This is a genomic window from Duganella vulcania, assembly GCF_009857655.1.
GTDB classification, from domain to species: domain Bacteria; phylum Pseudomonadota; class Gammaproteobacteria; order Burkholderiales; family Burkholderiaceae_D; genus Rugamonas; species Rugamonas vulcania.
In genome coordinates, this window is the sequence record NZ_WWCX01000002.1 from 213,633 (window position 1) to 235,669 (window position 22,037).

25 protein-coding genes are annotated in these 22,037 nt (G+C 62.6%); 7 read left to right on the top strand and 18 right to left on the bottom strand.

Annotation, left to right across the window (positions count from 1 at the left end):
- Position 1: 1 nt before the first annotated feature.
- The 4 genes from GTP90_RS03985 to rpsO all read right to left on the bottom strand — a co-directional run bounded on the left by GTP90_RS03985 (position 2) and on the right by rpsO (position 4,786).
- Positions 2 to 1,582, bottom strand: coding sequence for an AAA family ATPase (locus GTP90_RS03985; protein WP_161082266.1), 1,581 nt, complete (start codon positions 1,580 to 1,582; stop codon positions 2 to 4).
- A 70-nt stretch (positions 1,583 to 1,652) separates the two neighbouring features.
- Positions 1,653 to 2,084 carry a DUF29 domain-containing protein gene (locus GTP90_RS03990; protein WP_161082267.1) on the bottom strand — a complete coding sequence of 144 codons (432 nt, stop codon included), beginning with the start codon at positions 2,082 to 2,084 and terminating at the stop codon, positions 1,653 to 1,655.
- A 90-nt stretch (positions 2,085 to 2,174) separates the two neighbouring features.
- Positions 2,175 to 4,298: a polyribonucleotide nucleotidyltransferase gene (pnp, locus tag GTP90_RS03995; RefSeq protein ID WP_161082268.1), complete on the bottom strand. Its 2,124-nt coding sequence runs from the start codon at positions 4,296 to 4,298 to the stop codon at positions 2,175 to 2,177.
- A gap of 218 nt (positions 4,299 to 4,516) precedes the next feature.
- Entirely contained in the window at positions 4,517 to 4,786 is a 270-nt protein-coding gene (gene rpsO / locus GTP90_RS04000) for a 30S ribosomal protein S15 (RefSeq protein WP_008450438.1), read from the bottom strand.
- A 168-nt stretch (positions 4,787 to 4,954) separates the two neighbouring features.
- Between rpsO and GTP90_RS04005 the strand changes: the two genes are divergently transcribed.
- The 3 genes from GTP90_RS04005 to GTP90_RS04015 all read left to right on the top strand — a co-directional run bounded on the left by GTP90_RS04005 (position 4,955) and on the right by GTP90_RS04015 (position 7,807).
- The gene (locus tag GTP90_RS04005) at positions 4,955 to 5,440 is read left to right on the top strand and encodes a putative periplasmic lipoprotein (RefSeq protein ID WP_161082269.1); all 486 of its coding nucleotides are present in this window, start codon (positions 4,955 to 4,957) and stop codon (positions 5,438 to 5,440) included.
- Positions 5,441 to 5,549: 109 nt separating this feature from the next.
- Complete coding sequence (locus tag GTP90_RS04010) at positions 5,550 to 6,896, top strand: MFS transporter (RefSeq protein WP_161082270.1); 1,347 nt, start codon at positions 5,550 to 5,552, stop codon at positions 6,894 to 6,896.
- A 98-nt stretch (positions 6,897 to 6,994) separates the two neighbouring features.
- Positions 6,995 to 7,807 (top strand): hypothetical protein, encoded by an 813-nt coding sequence (locus tag GTP90_RS04015; RefSeq protein WP_161082271.1) that lies wholly within the window; start codon positions 6,995 to 6,997, stop codon positions 7,805 to 7,807.
- Here the strand turns inward: GTP90_RS04015 and GTP90_RS04020 are convergent.
- From GTP90_RS04020 to GTP90_RS04030, 3 genes are all read right to left on the bottom strand, one after another.
- On the bottom strand, positions 7,791 to 8,489 hold the full coding sequence (locus tag GTP90_RS04020; RefSeq protein WP_161082272.1) for an ArsR/SmtB family transcription factor: 699 nt from the start codon (positions 8,487 to 8,489) through the stop codon (positions 7,791 to 7,793). The two genes, GTP90_RS04015 and GTP90_RS04020, sit on opposite strands and share 17 nt — an antisense overlap.
- Complete coding sequence (locus GTP90_RS04025) at positions 8,486 to 8,833, bottom strand: antibiotic biosynthesis monooxygenase family protein (protein WP_161082273.1); 348 nt, start codon at positions 8,831 to 8,833, stop codon at positions 8,486 to 8,488. Before GTP90_RS04025 ends, GTP90_RS04020 begins: the two co-directional genes overlap by 4 nt.
- Positions 8,834 to 8,962: 129 nt before the next feature.
- Positions 8,963 to 9,340 (bottom strand): VOC family protein, encoded by a 378-nt coding sequence (locus tag GTP90_RS04030; protein WP_175047965.1) that lies wholly within the window; start codon positions 9,338 to 9,340, stop codon positions 8,963 to 8,965.
- Positions 9,341 to 9,394: 54 nt separating this feature from the next.
- Between GTP90_RS04030 and GTP90_RS04035 the strand changes: the two genes are divergently transcribed.
- On the top strand, positions 9,395 to 9,841 hold the full coding sequence (locus tag GTP90_RS04035; protein WP_161082274.1) for a MarR family winged helix-turn-helix transcriptional regulator: 447 nt from the start codon (positions 9,395 to 9,397) through the stop codon (positions 9,839 to 9,841).
- A gap of 9 nt (positions 9,842 to 9,850) precedes the next feature.
- On the opposite strand, the gene GTP90_RS04040 is transcribed toward GTP90_RS04035, so the two are convergent.
- The 6 genes from GTP90_RS04040 to GTP90_RS04065 form a co-directional block, all read right to left on the bottom strand.
- Positions 9,851 to 10,393 carry a DUF488 domain-containing protein gene (locus GTP90_RS04040; protein ID WP_161082275.1) on the bottom strand — a complete coding sequence of 181 codons (543 nt, stop codon included), beginning with the start codon at positions 10,391 to 10,393 and terminating at the stop codon, positions 9,851 to 9,853.
- Positions 10,394 to 10,464: 71 nt separating this feature from the next.
- Positions 10,465 to 10,944 (bottom strand): hypothetical protein, encoded by a 480-nt coding sequence (locus GTP90_RS04045; protein WP_161082276.1) that lies wholly within the window; start codon positions 10,942 to 10,944, stop codon positions 10,465 to 10,467.
- Between the two features lie 6 nt (positions 10,945 to 10,950).
- Positions 10,951 to 12,498: a 2-isopropylmalate synthase gene (locus tag GTP90_RS04050; protein WP_161082277.1), complete on the bottom strand. Its 1,548-nt coding sequence runs from the start codon at positions 12,496 to 12,498 to the stop codon at positions 10,951 to 10,953.
- 60 nt (positions 12,499 to 12,558) lie between these two features.
- A complete protein-coding gene (gene pssA, locus GTP90_RS04055; protein ID WP_117013442.1) occupies positions 12,559 to 13,431 on the bottom strand; it encodes a CDP-diacylglycerol--serine O-phosphatidyltransferase in 873 nt (290 codons plus the stop codon).
- Between the two features lie 106 nt (positions 13,432 to 13,537).
- Positions 13,538 to 14,302, bottom strand: a complete 765-nt coding sequence (locus tag GTP90_RS04060) for an SIMPL domain-containing protein (RefSeq protein WP_161082278.1) — start codon at positions 14,300 to 14,302, stop codon at positions 13,538 to 13,540.
- Positions 14,303 to 14,371: 69 nt separating this feature from the next.
- Positions 14,372 to 15,136, bottom strand: coding sequence for an SIMPL domain-containing protein (locus GTP90_RS04065; protein WP_161082279.1), 765 nt, complete (start codon positions 15,134 to 15,136; stop codon positions 14,372 to 14,374).
- A 148-nt stretch (positions 15,137 to 15,284) separates the two neighbouring features.
- On the opposite strand from GTP90_RS04065, the gene GTP90_RS04070 reads away from it, so the two are divergent.
- Positions 15,285 to 16,166, top strand: coding sequence for a prolipoprotein diacylglyceryl transferase (locus GTP90_RS04070; protein WP_161082280.1), 882 nt, complete (start codon positions 15,285 to 15,287; stop codon positions 16,164 to 16,166).
- Positions 16,167 to 16,318: 152 nt separating this feature from the next.
- Here the strand turns inward: GTP90_RS04070 and GTP90_RS04075 are convergent, their stop codons facing one another.
- The 5 genes from GTP90_RS04075 to GTP90_RS04095 form a co-directional block, all read right to left on the bottom strand.
- Complete coding sequence (locus GTP90_RS04075; RefSeq protein WP_161082281.1) at positions 16,319 to 16,738, bottom strand: hypothetical protein; 420 nt, start codon at positions 16,736 to 16,738, stop codon at positions 16,319 to 16,321.
- Complete coding sequence (locus GTP90_RS04080; protein WP_161082282.1) at positions 16,731 to 17,123, bottom strand: hypothetical protein; 393 nt, start codon at positions 17,121 to 17,123, stop codon at positions 16,731 to 16,733. Before GTP90_RS04080 ends, GTP90_RS04075 begins: the two co-directional genes overlap by 8 nt.
- A 136-nt stretch (positions 17,124 to 17,259) precedes the next feature.
- Positions 17,260 to 18,276, bottom strand: coding sequence for a ketol-acid reductoisomerase (gene ilvC / locus GTP90_RS04085; protein WP_117013435.1), 1,017 nt, complete (start codon positions 18,274 to 18,276; stop codon positions 17,260 to 17,262).
- Positions 18,277 to 18,307: 31 nt separating this feature from the next.
- The gene (gene ilvN, locus GTP90_RS04090; protein WP_005666354.1) at positions 18,308 to 18,799 is read right to left on the bottom strand and encodes an acetolactate synthase small subunit; all 492 of its coding nucleotides are present in this window, start codon (positions 18,797 to 18,799) and stop codon (positions 18,308 to 18,310) included.
- Position 18,800: 1 nt separating this feature from the next.
- Entirely contained in the window at positions 18,801 to 20,543 is a 1,743-nt protein-coding gene (locus GTP90_RS04095; RefSeq protein ID WP_161082283.1) for an acetolactate synthase 3 catalytic subunit, read from the bottom strand.
- A gap of 510 nt (positions 20,544 to 21,053) precedes the next feature.
- On the opposite strand from GTP90_RS04095, the gene GTP90_RS04100 reads away from it, so the two are divergent.
- Both GTP90_RS04100 and GTP90_RS04105 read left to right on the top strand, forming a co-directional pair.
- A complete protein-coding gene (locus GTP90_RS04100; RefSeq protein ID WP_161082284.1) occupies positions 21,054 to 21,623 on the top strand; it encodes an RNA polymerase sigma factor in 570 nt (189 codons plus the stop codon).
- Positions 21,620 to 22,021 carry a DUF3619 family protein gene (locus GTP90_RS04105; protein ID WP_161082285.1) on the top strand — a complete coding sequence of 134 codons (402 nt, stop codon included), beginning with the start codon at positions 21,620 to 21,622 and terminating at the stop codon, positions 22,019 to 22,021. Before GTP90_RS04100 ends, GTP90_RS04105 begins: the two co-directional genes overlap by 4 nt.
- Positions 22,022 to 22,037: the final 16 nt, after the last annotated feature.

A 22,037-nucleotide genomic window follows, 5' to 3' on the forward strand; every position in this document is an offset into this window, starting at 1 on the left:
GTTATTGCGACCGCACCCAGCTCAGGTAGTTGGTGTAGCGCTGATGCAGGTACTTGAGCTTGAGCAGGTCGTCGTACAGATGGCCGTACAGCTTGCGGCCCTTGAGCTGCTCGGCCACCAGCCGCTCGATCTTGGTCAGGCGCGCCAGCGCTTCGCGTTCGGTCAGCCCATCCAGTCCCTTGGCGAATTCGGCGGCGAAGTCGCCCACCGGATCGCTGCGGTCCAGGTCCAGCCGGTCGTAGTCGGCGTTGGAGAGGTCGAACAGGCGGCGCAGCCAGCTTAGGCGGTCGGTGCGGTAGGGGGCATTTTCCGGCAGACCGAAGAACGGCGCGTCCAGGTCCGGCTGCAGTTTGTCGTGCAGGACAAAGGGCAGCACCTGGCGTACATCGTCCAGCTCGACTTCCACGTTGCCGCGGAAGTAGGCCAGCGCTTTGGCGTAGATCAGCAGCGTCATCAGGTTGCGCACCGAGATGCCGTTGAGGGTCTGGCAGCCCAGGTCCTTCAGGCGGTCGCGTCCACTATCGGCGGCCACCACCTGGCTCCAGTCGAAGCCGGACAGGCGCGCGGTGTCCTTGGTCATGTATTCGAACTGGCCGCCGGCCGTCTCCAGCAGCTCGAACTGGCTGGTGAAAAACTCCAGCCGGCGCCGCACCGGTTCCGGCACCAGGATCTCGCGCACCTCGACGCCGATGCGGTCGACCTGCTCCGGCGTGAAGATGATCTCCGGCGGCACCAGCTCCTCGGGCTTGAGGTTTTCCTCGATGCGCACCAGCAGGTCGCCGAGGAAGCGCGGGTTGAACGACAGCGCCTGCACGATCACGTCGATGCGGTCGCGCAGCGCCTCGATCACCTCGTAGGTGCCGCCGCCCTGGTCGTCGTTGGCGGTCAGGTACCAGGCGGACTCGGGACATTCGTAAACGTGGTTGAGCACCTCGGCGTAGTTGTCGCCCATCAGCGTCAGCAGCGCGCTCTGGGTGCGCGTCGGGATGCGGTTGTATTCGTCGACGATCTTGACGCGCATGCCCAGCCACGAACGCCAGGCGATGCGGATGTCGTCCATGCTTTGCGCGTTGACCAGGTCGGCCGGCAGCGGATTGCCCAGCAGGTCGGCGATGGTCATCTGCGGATGGCCGTGCTGCATGCCGCGCTTGACCTCCTTGACGGTGGCGCCGGACAGCACGCCCATCAAAATGGCGCTGGCGGTCTTGCCGCGTCCGGGCCCGCCGACGAACAGGCATTTGCGGCGCGTGGCAAAGGTCAGCAGCGGCAGCAGCACGAAGCTGGAGTAGCTCTGCGCCGAGGGCAGGCTCAGCGTACGCTTGCTGTCGCCGACCGTATACGACTGGGCCGGGCCGTGGTTGTATTCGATGTCGTAGTGCGGGCTGATGATGGCGTTGTTGACGATCCAAAAATACGCCTGGCGCAGCTTCTCGTCCAGCGACTGGGCCGGGGCATCCTCGCCAGCGCCGAGCTTGACCGGTCCCTGGTACAGGTCGGCGACATCGAACTGGCGCGGCTTGGGCGCGGCCTTGGGATTGGTGGGCGCCTTGGAGACGCGCTGGAACAGATTAAAGGGGGACATCCGCGCTTTCCAGTTGGGAAATTGGCAATGCGCAGAGTATAGCCGAGGCGAGTCGGCGTTGTCGGACGGCTTAGTCGGGCCAGAAATCGGGCGACAGGACTTGTTCCACCCGCCATGGCAGCTCGGCGGGAAAGACATCCAGCTGCGTCTGCGCTTGGGCATCCCTTACGGAGCGGAGATAGGTCTTTTCCAGCCATGGAGTATCGTCCAGCAGCGTTTGCAAACTGGGACAGTCCTCCAAAGCGTCGTCAATCGCCACACGCTGGGTGCGTATGGTCTGCACCCAACTGGGACCGCGATGCGATGCCTGGAATTGCCACTTCAACAGATGCGCGAGCAATACAATCAGCCGGCTGCGCAACTCCTTCTTTTCCCGATGGCCCACATCCTCGATCTCCCCGGCGATGTTGTCGTGATCCAGCAATTCCCAGCGGCCGGCGCGCAGCAAGGCCGCCTGCTGTTCGGACCAGGCAATGATGTCGTCGTCGTATAAAGTGCCCATGATCCGGTTAGACCGGGGGCGCCTCTAAAAGTTCGGGACAAAAAAAAGCCGCCGGGGCGCTCCGGCGGCTTTTCTTCAAACTAGCTCGACTTACTGTGCGGCGGCGGCAGCGGCTTCTTCAGCAGCGGCTTTCATCGACAGTTTCAGGCGGCCGCGGTCGTCGGTTTCCAGAACCTTGACGCGAACTGCCTGGCCTTCTTTCAGGTAGTCGGCAACGGCGTTGACGCGCTCGTTGGCGATTTGCGAGATGTGCAGCAGGCCATCCTTGCCTGGCATGACCTGAACGATCGCGCCGAAGTCCAGCAGCTTCAGCACAACGCCGTCGTAGGTCTTGCCCACTTCGACCGATGCGGTCAGCTCTTCGATGCGGCGCTTGGCTTCCTGGCCGGCGGCTGCGTCGACGGAAGCGATGGTGACCACGCCTTCGTCGCTGATGTCGATCTGGGTGCCGGTCTCTTCGGTCAGCGCACGGATGACTGCGCCGCCCTTGCCGATCACGTCACGGATCTTCTCAGGATTGATCTTGATGGTGATCAGGCGCGGTGCGAAGTCCGACAGTTCGGTCTTCACGTGCGGCATGGCTTTTTGCATTTCGCCCAGGATGTGCTCGCGGCCTTCCTTGGCTTGCGCCAGTGCCACTTGCATGATTTCCTTGGTGATGCCCATGATCTTGATGTCCATCTGCAGCGCGGTGATACCGTTGCGGGTACCAGCGACCTTGAAGTCCATGTCGCCCAGGTGATCTTCATCGCCCAGGATGTCCGACAGCACGGCGAACTTGCCGCCTTCCTTGATCAGGCCCATCGCGATACCGGCGACGTGCTCTTTCATTGGAACGCCAGCGTCCATCAGCGCCAGGCAGCCGCCGCAGACCGAAGCCATCGACGACGAACCGTTCGATTCGGTGATTTCCGACACCAGGCGCACGGAGTAGCTGAACTCTTCCGGTGCTGGCAGCGCGGCGATCAGTGCGCGCTTGGCCAGGCGGCCGTGGCCGATTTCGCGGCGCTTAGGCGTGCCCACGCGGCCGGTTTCGCCGGTGGCGAACGGTGGCATGTTGTAGTGCAGCATGAAGGAGTCGGTGAACTCGCCCATCAGCGCGTCGATCTTCTGGCTGTCGCGTGCGGTGCCCAGGGTAGCAACCACCAGCGCCTGCGTTTCGCCGCGGGTGAACAGCGCCGAACCGTGGGTGCGTGGCAGCACCGAGGTGCGGATCGAGATCGGACGTACGGTGCGGGTGTCGCGGCCGTCGATGCGTGGCTCGCCGTCCAGGATCTGGGTGCGGACGATCTTGGCTTCCATGTCGAACAGGATGTTGTTCACTTCGGCTGCGTCGACTGGCGCGGCGCCAGCGGCGGCGGCTTCAGCGGCCAGGTCGGCCAGCACTTCGCTGGTGGCGGCCTTGAGCTTGGCGGTACGCTCTTGCTTGTCTTTGGTCTGGTAGGCTTCGTTGATCTTGCCGGCGGCGAAATGCGCCACGCGGCCGATCAGCGCTTCGTTCTTCGCAGGCGGGACCCATTCGACTTCCGGCTTGCCGCCGTCGCGCACCAGCTCGTGGATCGCGTCGATGACTGCTTTCATCTGGGTGTGGCCGAACACCACGGCGCCCAGCATGACTTCTTCGGACAGCTGCTGCGCTTCCGATTCCACCATCAGCACGGCGGTTTCGGTACCGGCGACCACCAGATCCATCTGCGAGGTCTTCAGTTGTTCAACGGTAGGGTTCAGGATGTACTGGCCGTTGGCGTAGCCGACGCGCGCTGCGCCGACCGGGCCGTTGAACGGTACGCCCGACACGCACAGGGCGGCCGATGCGCCGATCATGGCGGCGATGTCTGGATCGATTTCCGGGTTGACCGACAGCACGTGAATGATCACTTGCACTTCGTTCAGATAGCCTTCTGGGAACAGAGGACGGATCGGACGGTCGATCAGGCGGGATGTCAGTGTTTCTTTTTCCGAAGGACGACCTTCACGCTTGAAGAAACCGCCCGGGATCTTACCGGCAGCATAGGTTTTCTCAACGTAGTCGACGGTCAACGGGAAGAAGTCCTGGCCTGGCTTGGCGTCTTTGCGCGCCACGACAGTGGCCAGCACCACGGTATCTTCAATCGATACCATGACCGCGCCGGATGCCTGGCGAGCGATCTCGCCAGTTTCCAGCGTCACGGTATGTTGACCGTACTGGAAGGTTTTCGTAACTTTATTAAACATGGGTAATCCCTTTCTATTTGCCGACAGATTTTCAGGGGCTGTCGTTCACCTCACCACAGACGGCATGCCGTCTTTACTGCAACTGCTAAAACCCAGGAATTCCATGTCGCACTGCCAAGACGCTATTCTGCTTGGCAAGTTTTTCCCGGCGAAAATGACAAAATGCCCGCGTCAGCAAACTGGCGCAGGCATTTCGATTAAGCCGGATGACGCAAAAATTACTTACGCAGACCCAGTTTAGCGATCAGATCGCGGTAACGGGTAGCATCTTTGCCCTTCAGGTAGGACAGCAGGCTCTTACGACGGTTAACCATCATGATCAGACCACGACGCGAGTGGTGATCCTTGCTGTGTGCCTTGAAGTGGCCGTTCAATTCGTTGATGCGTGCGGTCAGCAGCGCAACTTGAACTTCTGGGGAGCCGGTGTCTTTTTGACCACGGGCGTTGTCCGCGATAATGGCGGCTTTGTTGATGTTTTCTACGGTCATGATATTTACCTTTAACATGCGGTGCGCGGAGTCTGAACCCTGCCCACCGTGAACTTCAAAAAAAACTGATCCGAAGACCAGACCCGGAAGTATAGCGGAAAATCTTCCACATGTATCCTGTGTTGGCTACAATTGTTCTATCTTTCCGGTCCTATAGAGGGGTTTGCGATGAAAAAACTGATATTTCTGGCAATTTTGCCAGCTGCGCTGAGCGCGTGCGCCAGCCTCAACACCCCTCCAGTGGCCGCCGGCGAGCCCGTTGACGCGGTCAAGGCCAAGCTGGGCCAGCCCACCGCCACCTATGCCAACGGCCAGGACATCATGCTGGAGTACGCCGGCGGCCCGTTCGGCCAGTACACCCACATGGCCCGCATCGGCCCGGACGGCAAGCTGATTTCCTTCGAGCAGGTGCTCAGCAGCGAGAAGTTCGCCACCATCAAGCCGCGCAAGGATAGCAAGCAAACCGTCCTCAGCACGTTCGGCCGGCCGGCGCAGCAGGTGCACTACGCCAGCGTGGACGGCGATGTGTGGGTGTACCGCTACAAGGAGCAGAATGTGTGGGATTCCGTGATGCACGTGGAATTCGACCGCAATGGCATCGTCCAGGCCATGGTCAACGGGCCGGATCCGGAAAGAGAATCGCGCCGCCGCTAAAATGTAGCGAAGATACAAAGGAATTACCCAGTTTTACGCAGGATCCCCGCATTTTGTAGCCAAACTACTTTTTCAAGTAGATAATACGGCCACAAAAACGGAGATCCTCATGCATGCAAACGTGAAACTGGCCGAAACCGGCGGCGCCATCGCGCCCACACCAAAGCCGAAGCTGTCGTTCTGGGCCATCTGGAACATGAGCTTTGGGTTTCTCGGCATCCAGGCCGGCTTCGCTCTCCAGCAAAGCAACGTCCCCCGCATTTTCCAGACCATGGGCGCCGAGCTCGACAAGATCGGCTTCCTGATGACCGCGGCGCCGCTGGCCGGCCTGCTGGTGCAACCCATCATCGGCTACCTGAGCGACCGCACCTGGGGCCGCTGGGGCCGGCGCCGGCCCTACTTCTTCCTGGGCGCCGTGCTGGCCACGCTGGCGATGCTGGGCATGCCGAACGCGACCCTGCTGTGGACCGCCGCCGCCATGCTGCTGGTGCTCGATGTCGCGATCAATATTTCGATGGAGCCGTTCCGCGCCTTCGTCGGCGACCTGCTGCCGAAGGAACAGCTGACCACCGGCTATGCGGTGCAAACCTTCTTCATCGGCGTGGGCGCGGTGGGCGCCTCGGCCCTGCCATGGGTGCTGACGCACTGGTTCGACGTGGCCAACACCGCCGCCGCCGGCAAGACGCCGGACTCGGTGGTCTACGCCTTCTATATCGGCGGCGCGATCTATCTGGCGGCCGTGCTGTGGACCGTGCTGCGCACCCGCGAATACTCGCCCGAGCAGCTGAGCCAGTTCCATCCCGAACAGGAAGCGGAGGCGCACGCGCCGGCCGGCCTGCGCGGCTTCGTCAACGACTACCTCAACATGCCGAAGATCATGGTGCAGTTGTCGCTGGTGCAGTTCTTCACGTGGTTCACCTGGTTCTCGATGTGGACCTACGGCACCGCCACGCTGACGCAGCACATCTACCACGCCACCGACACCACCTCCGCGCTGTACAACGAAGGCGCCAACTGGTGGGGCGTGTGCGGTGCCGTCTACAACGCCGCCTCGATCGCCTTTGCCTTCGTGCTGCCGCTGATCGCGACGCGCACCAGCCGCAAGACCGCGCATGCGCTGGCGCTGGTCGTGGGAGGACTCAGCTTCCTGTCGATCTACTTCATCACATCGCCGATGGTGTTGCTGCTGTCGTTCGCTGGCGTCGGGCTGGCGTGGGCCAGCACCTTGTCGATGCCGTATGCCATCCTCGCGGGGAAGATTCCAGCGAAGAAAATGGGCATGTACATGGGCATGTTCAACATGTCGATCGTGATTCCGCAGGTGGTGTCCGGCGTCTGCCTGGGTTACTTCCTCACGCACGTCTTTAACGGCAGCGCCGTGATGATGCTGGTGCTCGGCGGCGTCTCCATGTTCATCGCGGCGGCGCTGGCCACGCGTATTGAAGAGGACGAGTAGGACCAGTCCCACGGCATACTTGGGAGTGCGCCGACGCTGAACACGGCGGCCGGTTGCTAAGATTCCGGAATTCAATCGCCAGACGATCGGAGTCTTACATGATCTTACGCACGCCGCAGGCCCGCCATGCCATCCATACCGCCACCCTGCTCGCCCTGAGCACCGCCACCGCACTTGCCTGGGCCGATCCCTCCCCGGCGCTGGACCGCGCCAGCGTATCGCTCGGCGCCTACTACGCCAATCCACGCATCAATTTCGAAGGCGACACCAACTACGGCCACATCGACAGCGGCAGCTACAAGGCCGACCATGTCACGCTGCCGCGCGTGAGGGCGCAACTGCTGCTGGGCGACACGCAGGGCCTGGACTTCGATTACTACAACTACAGCAAGACCTACAACCCCAGCCTGAGCGGCACCACCAACCGCAACGGCATTCCGCTGACCGGCAACGGCAAGCTGGACGCCAAGCTGAAGCTGGACCTGGCCAACCTGGCCTACAAATGGTGGCTGGGCAGCGGCAACGACGTGTTCGGCATCGGCGTCGGCGCCGCCTACTACCGCGCGCGGCTCGACGGCACCGCGAGCGGCGTGCTGAACGGGATCGCCGGCAACGCCAGCTACTCGGAAAATGAAAGCGCCTTCGCCCCCTTGCTGGAGCTGGGCTGGCGCCACGCGTTCTCGGAGAACGTGCGCATGTATGTCGACGCCAGCGGCATCAGGAAGAGCGGCGGCAGCATCCATGGCCATATCTACGGCGGCGCCATCGGTGTGGAATGGTACCCGACGCCCGCCGTTGGCGTGGTGGCCGAATACAGCGCGACCAAGATCAGCCTCAATCGCGACCGCGATGCGACCGACGTCAATGTGCGCCTGAACGGCCCGGCGGCCTATGTCAAGTTCCGCTTCTGAGCCACGCGGCCAGCGCGGCCTGGCCGCTGGCCGGCACTTCCAGCGCGCGCGTATCGCTGCCGCGGCGCAGCCAGCCGCGTTCGATGAAGTTGTCGAGCAATGCGACCGCCAGCGGGCCGGCGAAATGGTCGCGGCGTTCGGACCAGTCGACGCAGCCATACAACTGGCGCTGCGCCGGCGCGCCCTCGGACAGCTGGACGCCCAACTGGCGCATCTGCGCTTCGCCGGCCGGCGTCAGCGGATATTCGTGGCCGTCGCCCTCCCCCGCCTTCACCCAGCCGTTGTCGACAAAGCAGCGGCACAGGTCCACGCCCAGCACGCCGGCCAGATGGCCATAGCAGCTGCGCGCATGCCGCAGGCCGCGCATGGCCGGCGCCTGCCAGCGCGTGGTCTCGGGCAGCGCGCCGTCGGCCACGCGCAGCAGCGCTTCCAGCGCATGGGCGACATTGCCGTCGGCCAGCATGTAGTAGCGGTGGCGGCCTTGCGCGCGCACACTTGCCAGCCGTTCCTCCACCAGCAGTTTCAGGTGCTGCGACGCGGTGGGCGCGGACACGCCGGCATGCTGCGCCAGATCGGTGGCGGTGTAGAAGCGGCCGTCGAGCAGGCGTGACAGCATCAGTGCGCGGGTCGGATCGCCGATCGCCGCGGCCACGCGGGCGAAGCGCGGTTGCGGGGTGCTCATCGCGTGGCCACCGGTGGGTGGAATGGCGGGGCCTCGTCACGCTCCATCAAACCGTAGTCGCGGATCACGCTGGCCACGCGCAGGCGATAATTGTCGAACACGCCGGCGCGGCCTGCGCTTTGCGCCTCGCGATGCTGCTCCTGCTCACGCCAGGCGCGCACCGCCTGCTCATCCCGCCAGAACGACAGCGACAACAGCTTGCCTGGAGACTTCAGGCTTTCAAATCGTTCGATGGAAATGAAGCCGTCCATCTTTTCCAGCAGCGGCGCCAGGTTGGCGGCGCGGTCGAGATATTCGGCGCGGCCATCGGCGCTGGGGATGACTTCGAAGATCACGGCAATCATGTGGCGCTCCTGAGCAAGAATCGTTAACGGCATTGTAAAGGATGCATCAAGGCGGCGTCGGCACCGCCGGTCATCGAATCGACAAGATAGCCGGTTGATCTGACGCTTGCTTCGGTGTGGAACGAAGCGTCAGCTGCGCGCCGTATGGAAGGTGATCGCATAGCCATCGGGATCGGCGGCGGCGAAGAAGCGGCCGAAGGGGCCGTCGGCAAGCGGGCTGAGTATCGTGCCGCCCCGCTGGACAATCAAGTCGTGCAGCGCATCCGCGTCGGCGCACGCGATCCAGAGCGCCATCCCCACGCCGAGCGGCCCCGCTTCGGGTAGCGCACGCAGGGGCACCCGCAGCGCCAACGGGATCGGCGCGGTCTTGAAGATCACCGCGCCGGGAGGACAATGCGACGAGGCCTCGAAACCAAAGACCTCCAGGTAGAACTTGCGGGATGCGTCGAGATCGCGCACTTGCAAGGCAATGAAGTCGGGGCCGATTGGTGTGGTGATGGTTGTCATGCGAGGTCCTTTCAAGTAATATCAGTACCCTGATACTAATGTAAGGCCCCTGATATGTCAACGATGAATTCGGCTCCCCGCAGCGGAACCGACTGGATTGGCTACAACCTGAAGATCACGCAGCATCGCTTGCGGCAACGCCTGGATGCCGAACTCGCGCGGCTCGGCATCACGGCGCCCCAGAACGCGGTGCTGCTTGCCATCGCGGGCAATCCGCGCATCTCGAATGCCGACCTGGCCCGCTCGGCGTTCGTGACGCCGCAGACCATGCAGGGGATTCTTGTCAATCTCGAACGCGGAGGGTTGATTGTGCGGAGTCCGCACCCGGAACATGGCAGGGTTATCATGACCGAGCTGACAAAAGCCGGTCAAAAGGCCGTCGCCGACGGCGCGAAAGCCGCCGACGCGGTGGAGCGGCAGATGCTCTCCAGGCTGTCAGCCGACGAGGCGCGGCTGCTCTGCGACTTGCTCAAGCGTTGCGCCGCCGCTTTGGATGAATAATCGTAACGATCACTGCGGCGGCTGCCCCTGCTCCGGTGGATAGGTGATGCGCAATCCGTCGACGCAGGCAAACGGCGTCAGCTTGTGGGGGCGCCGCTGGCGGGCATCGATGATCTCGTCGACACGAACGCCACGCACCAGCAAGGCGTCGGCCACCAGCGAGCGGTGGCAGCGCCACGGCACGGCTTCCGCACACATCAGCGCGCAGGCTTTGTTACGGCCCAGCTCAACGACCGCATCGACGTTGTCCGCAAACTCAGCGGTCTGCATGTAGTCGGCGTACCCGCGAAACGACAGGTTGCGCCAACCACTGTTGGGGGAGTCTTTATGCGGGCGGCGCAGGCCGCCCAGGCCCGGCAGGTAGCGGTATTCGATGCCAGCCTCGTCCAGCGAGGCCGCCAGCTGGTCCTGGCCGAATTGCGGGTTGTGGCGCGATTTCGGCACCGTCCGGATATCGAGCACGCAGCCGATACCGTTCTGCCGCAGCAGGGTGATGAAGTCCTCGATCGACCGGTTCGAATGGCCGATGGTGCAGACGAGTTCCGGCGGCATACGCGTCTTTCACGATCACTGTGCGTACATTCTGCCACGGACGCGCAGCGCACGGCGCACCGCCCGACGCATCAACGGTTGATGGCGCTCACCAGTTGATTCGCACGTTTCGTCGATGGCGCGTCGGTCGCGGGAAGATGCAGCCCGAACGACAAGACCTTCGGCGGCTTGCCGTCGGCGGTGAGGTTCAATTCGTAAAACACCGGCTGTCCATCGCTGGCGGTGGAAGCGTACCGGAATTGAACAAACTTCTGCGCCGCACCTTCATGCGCGGGCACTTCCAGCTTGACGCTCTTCCCGTCCGGCAGCGTCGCGACAGGATGCAGCGTCGCAAAACCGCCAAGGCTGTCGCCGGCGCGCGTCAGGGTGCGCTCGGCATTTTGCGTTGCCTCCGGCACGAACATGGCCGCGGCCTCCTTGAAGCGCTGGTGCTGCAGCGCTTCCACGAATTGGCCAGCGACCCGTTCCGGGCTGACGCCAGTTGCGGCGGCATGGGAAACGGTCGAGGTGAAAAGCGCAAGCGCGGCCAGGCTGATAATGTTAAATCGCATATTCGTTCAGGGTTGTGGATTGACGCGCTCGATCTTCGAGTGCAGCTTGTTCAACGCCGACAGGTAGGCCTTGGCCGAGGCGACGATGATGTCCGGATCGGCGCCCACGCCGTTGACGATGCGGCCTTCCTTCGACAAGCGCATCGTCACCTCGCCCTGCGACTGGGTGCCGGTGCTGATCGCGTTGACCGAGAACAGCACCAGCTCGGCGCCGCTGCCCACTTCCGATTCGATGGCGTTGACCGTGGCGTCGACCGGGCCGTCGCCCTTGCCTTCGGAGGCGTGTTCCTCGCCGTCGATCATGAACACCACTTTCGCGCTTGGCGTCTGGCCCGAGCTCGATTGCTGGGACAGCGAGACGAAGCGGTAGTACTCGCGCTCCTGCGCCTGCTCCTCGTCCGACACCAGCGCCAGGATGTCCTCGTCGAAGATGTCGGCCTTGCGGTCGGCCAGCTCCTTGAAGCGGACGAAGGCGGCGTTGACCTCCGCTTCCGATTCCAGGTCGATGCCCAGCTCCTGCAAGCGCTGCTTGAAGGCGTTGCGGCCCGACAGCTTGCCCAGCACGATCTTGGTGGCGGTCCAGCCGACGTCTTCGGCGCGCATGATCTCGTAGGTCTCGCGCGACTTCAGCATGCCGTCCTGGTGGATGCCCGAGGCGTGCGCGAACGCGTTGGCGCCCACCACCGCCTTGTTGGGCTGCACGGCGAAGCCGGTGATCTGCGACACCATCTTGGAGGCGGCGACGATCTGCGTGGTGTCGATGCCGACGTCGAGGTTGTAGTAGCCCTTGCGCGTGCGCAGCGCCATCACCACTTCTTCCAGCGCGGTGTTGCCGGCGCGTTCGCCAAGGCCGTTGATGGTGCATTCGATCTGGCGCGCGCCGCCGATCATCACGCCGGCCAGCGAGTTGGCCACGGCCAGCCCCAGGTCGTTATGGCAGTGCACCGACCAGATGGCCTTGTCGGAATTGGGGATGCGCTCGCGCAGGCGGCGGATGGTCTCGCCGAAAATCTCCGGCACCGCGTAGCCCACCGTGTCCGGGAAGTTGATGGTGGTCGCGCCCTCCTCGATCACGCCTTCCAGCACGCGGCACAGGAAGTCCTCGTCCGAGCGGCTGCCGTCTTCCGGGCTGAATTCGATGTCGTCGGTGAACTGGCGGGCGAAGCGCACCGCGTTGCGCGCCTGCAGCAGCACCTGGTCGGGCAGCATGCGCAGCTTCATCTCCATGTGCAGCGTGGAGGTGGCGATGAAGGTGTGGATGCGTTTGCGCTCGGCCGGCGCCAGCGCTTCGGCGGCGCGCGCGATGTCGCGGTCGTTGGCGCGCGACAGCGAGCAGATGGTCGATTCGCGCACCACCGAGGCGATCGCCTTGATGGATTCGAAGTCCCCTTGCGAGGCTGCCGCGAAGCCTGCTTCGATGACGTCCACCCGCAGCCGTTCCAGCTGCTTGGCGATGCGGATTTTTTCATCCTTGGTCATCGAGGCGCCGGGTGATTGCTCGCCGTCGCGCAGGGTGGTGTCAAAGATGATGAGGCGGTTGGATGAGTTACTCATGATGGCTCCGTGGCTGTTGCTTCGTTGCTTGAATTCTCAGGGCCTGCCGCCCCTTGCGGTTTAGCGCCGTTCGCTGGGGTCGTTGCTGTCCTCGTCGATCTGGATCAGGCTGACCTTCTTGCCCTTGGCCAGCCGCCATGCGGACACCACATAACCCGACAGGCCGTAGGCGATGAAGATCGGGAACAGTACCTTCGGCGGATCGATCGACACCAGCGCGAACACCAGCGCGATCAGGAACACCGCGATGAACGGCACCGATTTGCGGAAGTTCACGTCCTTGAAACTGTAGAACGGCACATTGGTCACCATGGTCAGGCCGGCGAACACGGCGATGCTCCACGAGACCCAGCTCAACTGGAGGCCGGGCACTTCCTGGTCCACCATCAGCAGCACGAAGCCGGCCACCAGCGCGGCGGCCGATGGCGACGGCAGGCCCTGGAAGAAGCGCTTGTCGACCACTTCGATGTTGGTGTTGAAGCGGGCCAGGCGCAGCGCGGCGCCGGCGCAGTAGACGAAGGCGGCGATCCAGCCCAGCTTGCCCAGGCCGCGCAGCGACCATTCGTAGATCACCAGCGCCGGCGCGGCGCCAAAGGACACCATGTCCGACAGCGAATCGTACTGGGCGCCGAATTCGCTCTGGGTGTTGGTCAGGCGGGCCACGCGGCCGTCGAGGCCGTCGAGCACCATGGCGATGAAGATGGCCCAGGCGGAGTGTTCGAATTTCTGGTTCATCGCCATGACGATGGCGTAGAAGCCGCAGAACAGCGCGGCGGTGGTGAAGGCGTTCGGCAGCAGGTAGATTCCGCGATGGCGCGGCCGGTCGAGGTCCTCGCCCCTGGCGCGGCGTGCGAAGCGGCTAAAGCGCGACATCTGGGGCGTTTTGGCTTGGGCTGCGCCATTCTTGACTCGGCGGCGGGGGAATTTGGCCATGGGGTTCCGTTTCTGTTTAACTGATGATGTTGCTCCGTCATTATAGAGGAGCCGACCACAAAAAAGGGGACGGCGCGCCGTCCGCCCTGTTCCGCCCCCGGTTTGCTTATTTGAAACGCACCTTGCCCACCAGTCGCATCTGCAGCGTGGTTTCGCCCGGCTCGAAGCTCGGTTCGGCCACTTCGCCGCCATACGCAGGCGGCGCCGGCGCAGCCATCGCGCGCGAGGCGGTGACGCTGACGCGGTCGGCGTAATTGCCCGAGCCTTCGAAATCGATAGTGTCGATCACCGCGTCGCCCACCTTGCGGCCCATCGCATGCGCGATCGAGTTCACGCGCTCGTTCAGGTTGGCGTAGGTGGCGGCGATGCGCTGGTCGTCGAGCTTGCGGGTGGTTTCCGGTGTCAGGCTGAAGTGCAGATTATTCAGCGCCAGCAAGCGCTGTGCGGCGGCGACGGTCTTCGGCAGCCCGGCCAGGTTGGTCGTGATCACCTGCAGGGACTGGCCCACGCGCCAGGCGGTCGGCACGCGCGGCTTGCGCGGCTGGCCGTTGACCGGCGCCGGTTCCTCGGGATAGACCGGATAGGTGTAGTAGCCCTGGGTTTTCAGGCTGGCCTGGGGATCTTCCTGCTTGACGATGTCCAGGCCCTGCTTCATTTTCTGGTTGACGCGGGAGGCGGCGGCGGACTTGTCCTTGTCGACTTCCTCGACCGACAGCACAATCGTGGCCTGGTCATTGACATGGCGGACTTCGCCGAACGCGGGCACGACGACCAGCGCGCCGCTGGTCGGCAGGGATTCCAGCGGCGCGGCGTGCGCGGACAGCGCCAAGGTGGCGGCAACGGCGGCGGCCAGGTGTTTCAGTACGGTCATCACGATCTCCAAAATTAATACAAAGGCAATCGTAACTGTACCTCAAGGCGCGCCGCCGCGCAGCGGGCCTTACTTGAAGCGGACCTTGCCGACCAAGGTCATTTGCAGCGTGGTCTCGCCCGGTTCGAAGCTGGGCTCGGCCACGTCGGCGGATTCCATCTTGGCCGCGCGCATCATCATTGGTGCCGGGGCGCCGGCCATGCGGTCCTGGGCGTAGTTGCCCGAGCCTTCGAAGTCGACCGTGTCGAGCACGGCGTCGCCGACCTTGCGGCCCATTGCGCTGGCGATCGAGTTGATGCGCTCGTTCAGGTTCTTGTAGGTGGCGGCGATGCGCTGGTCGTCCAGTTGACGGGTGGTTTCCGGCGTCAGGCCGAATTGCAGGCCGTTCAGGGTCAGGATCTTCTGGGCGGCGGCCACGGTCTTCGGCAGCTTTTCCAGGTTGGTGGTGGTCACCTGCAGGTACTGGCCGACGCGCCAGGCGGTCGGCACGCGCGGCTTGGACGGCTGGCCGTTGATGGTCTGGCGCTCTTCGGGATAGACCGGATAGGTGTAGTAACCCTGGGTTTTCAGGCTGGCGCCGGGGTCTTCGCGCTTGACGATGTCCAGGCCCTGCTTCATCTTCAGGTTGACGCGCGAGGCGGCGGCGGCCTTGTCCTTGTCCTGCTCTTCGATCGCCAGCGTGGCGATTGCTTGATCATTGGCGTGCTTGACTTCGCCGAAGGCCGGCACCACGACCAGCGTGCCGGAGGTCGGCAGCGATTCAAGCGGGGCGGCGTGCGCGGCGAGCGCGAAGGAGGCGGCAGCGGCTGCGGCGATAGATTTCATGACGGTCATTGCGGGCTCCAAAGTTAAAATTACAACAAGCCGAACTTTACCTGAAATTACCTGTAGTAAATGTAAGACATAGTGAGTGTTTGTAACAATCGCCCTTATGCTACAGTGCGCGAAGTATGCAAGCAGACTCCTCTTTTGAAAGCACTACATGTCGTATCCGTATCTGAGTGATGTGATCAAGGCCTGGACCGGCCATGACCTGCCGCTGCCGCTGGCAACCTTCGGCATGTTCGTGGCGCTGGGCGCGCTGGTGGCGGGCGCGCTGTTCCGGGCCGAGCTCAAGCGCCTGTATGAGGCGGGACGGATCGGGCCGGCGCGCGTGCGCGGCGCCGACGTGCCGCCGCAGGACGTGGTCAGCGATTTCATGGTGGTGGTGATGGTGGCCGGCGTGTTCGGCGCGCGGCTGTTCCATATCCTGGAGCACACCGACCAGTTCGCCGCCGATCCGATGGGCATGATCTTCACGCGTTCGGGCCTGAGCATTTTCGGCGGGCTGATCCTGGGTACGCTGGCCGGCATGGTGTGCGTGCGGCGCTGGCGTTTGCCGGTACTGCTGGACGCGGCGGCGCCGGCCATGATGCTGGGCTACGCCATCGGGCGCATCGGCTGCCAGGTGTCGGGCGACGGCGACTGGGGCATCGCCGCCAACATGGCGCTCAAGCCGGACTGGCTGCCGGCCTGGTTCTGGGCGCAGACCTACGACAACAACATCTACGGCGAGCTGATCGCCCTGCCCGGCGTGTATCCGACGCCGATGTACGAAACCGCGATGGCCGCGCTGTGCTTCGCGCTGCTGTGGGCGTTGCGCAAGCATGCGTTCGGCATCGGCTGGCTGTTCTCGGTGTATTTGATGCTGGCCGGCGTGGAGCGCCTGCTGATCGAGCAGATCCGCGTGAATCCGGTGTTCAACGTGGCTGGTTTGCATGCCACGCAGGCGGAGATGATCGCGGTAGCGCTGATCGTGCTGGGCACGATCGGCACCGTGATACTAAGCCTGCGTCCATCGACGCGCGCCCTGTCGAAAGGCTGAGGCCGGAGAATAATTTATATCGTATAAACAGATTTACCGCGAATAACCTGCTTCGCGCTGACTTCGAATACCGAGCACGTATCGACGCGCGTCATCCTTAATTCCCATTTTTCTTTGCTACAGGCCGCTTCGCCGGAGTCCCTGCAACTGTGCTACGCGCCGGCACGCCCCTGCTCCGCCGTGCCGCCGCCGGACTTGAATAGTATCCAGCCCAGGATCGCGAATGCGGCAAGGACAACGGCGCCGGCAAAATATGCGCTGAAGTTCGCGAAGGAATCGGGTGGCATCATCCGACGGAACTCCTCGCTCATCCACATGCACGCCATCGAAAAAATAACGAATCCATTGAACGCCGACATGGACAACAGCATCAGGCCGGTATGCTTCTTCCAGTTGCGCAGACCAGTCAGCGCCAGCGCGATGGCAAGCGCGATGAACGCCGGCACCGAGAATCCGGCCAGCATGGCCGCCTTGGCCAACACCGGAAGCCCGCTCATGAAGGCCAGCATGCTGACCATGTAGAGAAAGAAACCGGCAACTACCTGGCAGACGACACCGAATACTTTACGCATCGTTGGCCGCCACCTGTCCACCGAAGTAGGCATTGGCCTTCGGGCGGTACAGGAAGAAGGCGAAGATCGCCAGCAGGACGGCGCCCGGTATCATCGCCATCTTCATCGGCGACGTCGCCAGCCCGATCACGAGGCCCACCGCGCTCCACGCGAAATAGACCAGCCGTCCCCAGCCCAGTCCCTTCAACATGGCAACGCCGGTCGCCACAGTCACGAGCAGGCCCACGAACATCATGGCGTATTGGACGGACAGCGGCAGCAAGCTCTTGGACATGAGCTCACGCACCAGCGGATTGTCCATGCTGACGTAGCTGGAAACCAGGGAGATGAGCGAGGTGACGATCAGGAACCAGGCGATGACGGTGACGGAAGTAGGACGTTTCATGGTTTGAAGAGGAAGTGTATTGTTCGTTAATAGTACCTGAAAGACATGCCGGAATATGCGCGCAAACTCACTGCGGCGCGCCCGGACGTAAAAAAGCCGGCAACCAGTGCCGGCTTTTTCGTGGCGAAGATAAAGCTTAGTTCTTCGACTGGTCGACCATCTTGTTCTTGGCGATCCAAGGCATCATGGCGCGCAGCTTGGCGCCGACTTCTTCGATCTGGTGCTCGGCGGTCAGGCGACGGCGCGAGATCAGGGTCGGGGCGCCTGCCTTGTTTTCCAGGATGAAGGACTTGGCGTACTCGCCGGTCTGGATGTCTTTCAGGCACTGACGCATCGCGTCCTTGGTGGCCGAGGTCACAACCTTGGGACCGGTCACGTACTCGCCGTATTCCGCGTTGTTCGAGATCGAGTAGTTCATGTTGGCGATGCCGCCTTCGTAGATCAGGTCGACGATCAGCTTCAGTTCGTGCAAGCATTCGAAGTAAGCCATTTCCGGAGCATAGCCCGCTTCGGTCAGGGTTTCGAAGCCGGCCTTGATCAGCTCGACCGCGCCGCCGCACAGGACAGCCTGTTCACCGAACAGGTCGGTCTCGGTCTCTTCGCGGAAGTTGGTTTCGATGATGCCGGCACGGCCGCCGCCGTTGGCCGAGGCGTACGACAGGGCGATGTCACGGGCGATGCCGGACTTGTCCTGGTACACGGCGATCAGGTGCGGCACGCCGCCACCCTGGGTGTAGGTGGCGCGCACGGTGTGGCCCGGGGCCTTCGGTGCGACCATGATCACGTCCAGGTCGGCGCGTGGCACGACTTGGCCGTAGTGCACGTTGAAGCCGTGGGCGAAGGCCAGCACCGCGCCTTGCTTGGCGTATGGCGCGACGTTTTCGTTGTAGACCTGGGCGATGTTCTCGTCCGGCAGCAGGATCATGATGACGTCGGCGGCCTTGACCGCGTCGTTCACTTCCGCCACTTTCAGGCCAGCCTTCTCGACCTTGCTCCACGAGGAGCCGCCCTTGCGCAGGCCGACCGTCACGTTGACGCCGGAGTCGCTCAGGTTTTGCGCGTGGGCGTGGCCCTGCGAGCCGTAGCCGATGATGGCGACGTTTTTGCCCTTGATCAGGGAGAGGTCAGCGTCTTTGTCGTAGAAAACTTTCATGGTATTTCCTTAGTAGTATTTTTGAATTTGATTAAACTTTGAGGATGCGTTCGCCGCGTCCGATGCCGGAACCGCCGGTACGTACCGTTTCCAGGATGGAAGCGCGGTCGATCGAATCGATGAACGCGTCGAGCTTGCTCTTGGCGCCGGTCAGTTCAATCGTGTAAGTCTTCTCGGTGACGTCGATGATGCGGCCGCGGAAGATGTCCGCCGTGCGCTTCATCTCCTCACGCTCCTTGCCCACCGCGCGCACCTTGATCAACATCAGTTCGCGCTCGATGTGCTGGCCTTCGGTCAGGTCCACCACCTTCACCACCTCGATCAGGCGGTTCAGGTGCTTGGTGATCTGTTCGATGATGTCGTCCGAACCGGAGGTGACGATGGTCATCCGCGACAAGGTCGCGTCTTCGGTCGGCGCCACGGTCAGCGTTTCAATGTTGTAGCCGCGGGCCGAGAACAGGCCCACCACGCGCGACAGCGCGCCGGCTTCGTTTTCCAGCAAAACAGAGATAATGTGTCGCATGTTATAAGTCCTCCGAACCCAACAGCATTTCAGAGAGCCCTTTGCCCGCTTTCACCATCGGCCAGACGTTTTCCGATTGATCGGTAATGAAGTTCATGAAGACCAGCTTGTCCTTCATGGCGAAGGCGTCGCGCAGCGCGCCGTCGACGTCGCCCGGTTTCTCGATGCGCATGCCGACGTGGCCGTAGGCTTCGGCCAGCTTCTCGAAATTCGGCAGCGAATCCATGTAGGACTCGGAGTAGCGCGAACCGTAGTCGATCTGCTGCCACTGGCGGACCATGCCCAGGAAGCGGTTGTTCAGCATGATGATCTTCGGCGTCAGATGGTATTGCTTGCAGGTCGCGAGTTCCTGGATGCACATCTGGATCGAGCCTTCGCCGGTGATGCAGGCGACGGTGGCGTCCGGGTTGGCCATCTGCACGCCCATGGCGTACGGCAGGCCCACGCCCATCGTGCCCAGGCCGCCCGAGTTGACCCAGCGCTTGGGCTTGTCGAACGGGTAGTACTGCGCGGCCCACATCTGGTGCTGGCCAACGTCGGAGGTGATGAAGGCGTCGCCCTTGGTCACTTCCCACAGCTTCTGCACCACGGATTGCGGCTTGATCACCAGGTCCGAGGTCGGGAACTTGAGGCAATCGCGGCCGCGCCATTCGCCGATCTGCTTCCACCAGTCCTTGAGCGCGGGCGCGTTCGGCTTGGCGTCCGCAGCGTCGAGCTGGGCCAGGAATTCGATCAGCACGTCCTTGACGTTGCCGACGATGGGGATGTCCACCTTCACGCGCTTGGAGATCGACGACGGATCGATGTCCACGTGGATGATCTTGCGCGGGTTGGAGGCGAAGTGTTTCGGGTTGCCGATCACGCGGTCGTCGAAGCGGGCGCCGATGGCGATCAGGACGTCGCAGTGCTGCATCGCCATGTTCGCTTCATAGGTGCCGTGCATGCCGGGCATGCCGACGAAGTTTTCGCTCGACGCCTTGTAGGCGCCCAGGCCCATCAGCGTGTTGGTGACCGGGAAGCCCAGCTTGTCGACCAGCTTGTTCAGCTCGGGCGAGGCGTTGGCCAGGATCACGCCGCCGCCGGTGTAGATCATCGGGCGTTCGGCTTGCAGCAGCAGCTGGACCGCCTTGCGGATCTGGCCGGAGTGGCCCTTGTCGACCGGCTTGTACGAACGCATCTCGACCTCTTTCGGGTACGAGTACGTCGTCTTGTGCATCGAGATATCCTTCGGGATGTCGACCAGCACGGGGCCTGGACGGCCGGTGCGGGCGATGAAGAAGGCTTTCTTGACGGTTTCCGCCAAATCCTTGACGTCTTTGACGAGGAAATTGTGCTTGACCACGGGGCGGGTGATGCCGACCGTGTCGCATTCCTGGAAGGCATCCTGGCCGATGGCGTGGCTGGGCACCTGGCCCGAGATCACGACCATGGGGATGGAATCCATGTAAGCGGTGGAAAGACCTGTCACGGCATTGGTGACGCCCGGACCGGACGTGACCAGCGCGACACCAACCTTGTTCGAGCTGCGCGAGTACGCATCGGCGGCATGCACTGCGGCCTGTTCGTGACGCACGAGGACGTGTTGGAATTTGTCTTGCTTGAAGATGGCGTCGTAGATATACAGTACGGCTCCGCCCGGATAGCCAAAGACGTGCTCGACGCCTTCCTCGGCCAGGCAGCGCACCAGTATTTCAGCGCCTGTGAGCGTGTTCGCTCCGGATGATGCGGTTGCTTCGGTATTCATGAAACATTCCTTTCAAGGTCCATAGGAGATTGATCGGATGCTCTTTCCTAACGAAGTAGGCCCACCTCTACAGCATTGCCCTGCTTCCCTTTTTTTCTGCAGTCACACCTGCCTCTTCCGTCAACCGTAGTGACGTGCAAAGCAGTGCTAGCTGCAAACTCTCGTTTGGCTGGATCTATCTGTAGCGGTTCTGCGTACCTCTCGCGCTTGTGGCACGGGTTAGAGCAAACTGCTGACATATGAAAGCGCGTCTCGTCGATTGCGGCGTTGTGTGCCTGCTGCGACCAGACCATAGAGCTTCGGGGTGTTCAAAGCGTCCCATACGGTACACCGGGCGCACCGGTTTGAGCAAGGGAAATATCGAAAAATTCGGTATTCCGGAGCATTTTGCATCGTCCAAGCCGCAAAAACCATGCAGAAATGGCTAATTTTTGCTAGCATGCGCTCAGTTCACGAGCCGCCATCAAGCGGCCCAGCGCCGGCTTTCCCGGCAGTACCCACACCCGACGCATGGCCACAGACAAAGAATTATCCGACTTTCTCGAAAACGTCGAACGGCGTGCCTTTAAACAAGCCGTCTACGCAGTGCGCAAGGACGAATCCGCATTGGACATCGTGCAGGACGCGATGATCAAGCTCGCCGAGAAATACGGCGACAAGCCGGCCGCCGAGCTGCCGATGCTGTTCCAGCGCATCCTGCAAACCACCATCCTCGACTATTTCCGCAGAGAAAAGGTCCGCAACACCTGGGTCAGCCTGTTCTCCGGCATGGGTCCCTCGGGCGACGAGCACGACGACTTCGACCTGCTTGAATCCTACGCCGCCGAAGAGGGTTCCGCCGCCGCCGAATCCAGTGCGGACCAGGTCGAGCGCCAGCAGATGCTGGCCCTGATCGATGCCGAAGTACAAAAGCTTCCGGCGCGTCAACGAGAAGCCTTCCTTATGCGTTATTGGCAGGACATGGATGTAGCTGAAACAGCCGAAGCGATGGGATGTTCCGAGGGGAGCGTGAAGACACATTGCTCACGCGCAACACACACGCTCGCCGAATCGCTCAAAGCCAAGGGAATCAAACTATGAATACCGACGATCTGAATTTCGCTTACAAGGTGCGCCACGCGCTCAACGAGCACCTGGACGATCTGCCCGCATCGACCACCGACCGCCTGGCGCAAGCGCGCAAGATGGCGCTCGCCCGCAAGAAAGCCCACGTGGAGGCGCCGCTGAAGGTGAGCGTGCGCAAGAACGCGCTGGCTGGCGCCGGCACCGGCTTCTTCTCGTTCAGCTGGATGACCCGCATGAGCGTGGCCCTGCCGCTGCTGTTGCTGGTAGGCGGCCTGGCCGGCATCTACCAGTACGAGCAGGAACAGCGCGTGGCCGACCTGGCCGAGCTCGACGCTGCCGTGCTGTCCGACGAATTGCCGCTGTCCGCCTATCTGGACCACGGTTTTAACGCCTATCTGGCTCAAAGCGAGTAAGCGGCATGGCATTGAG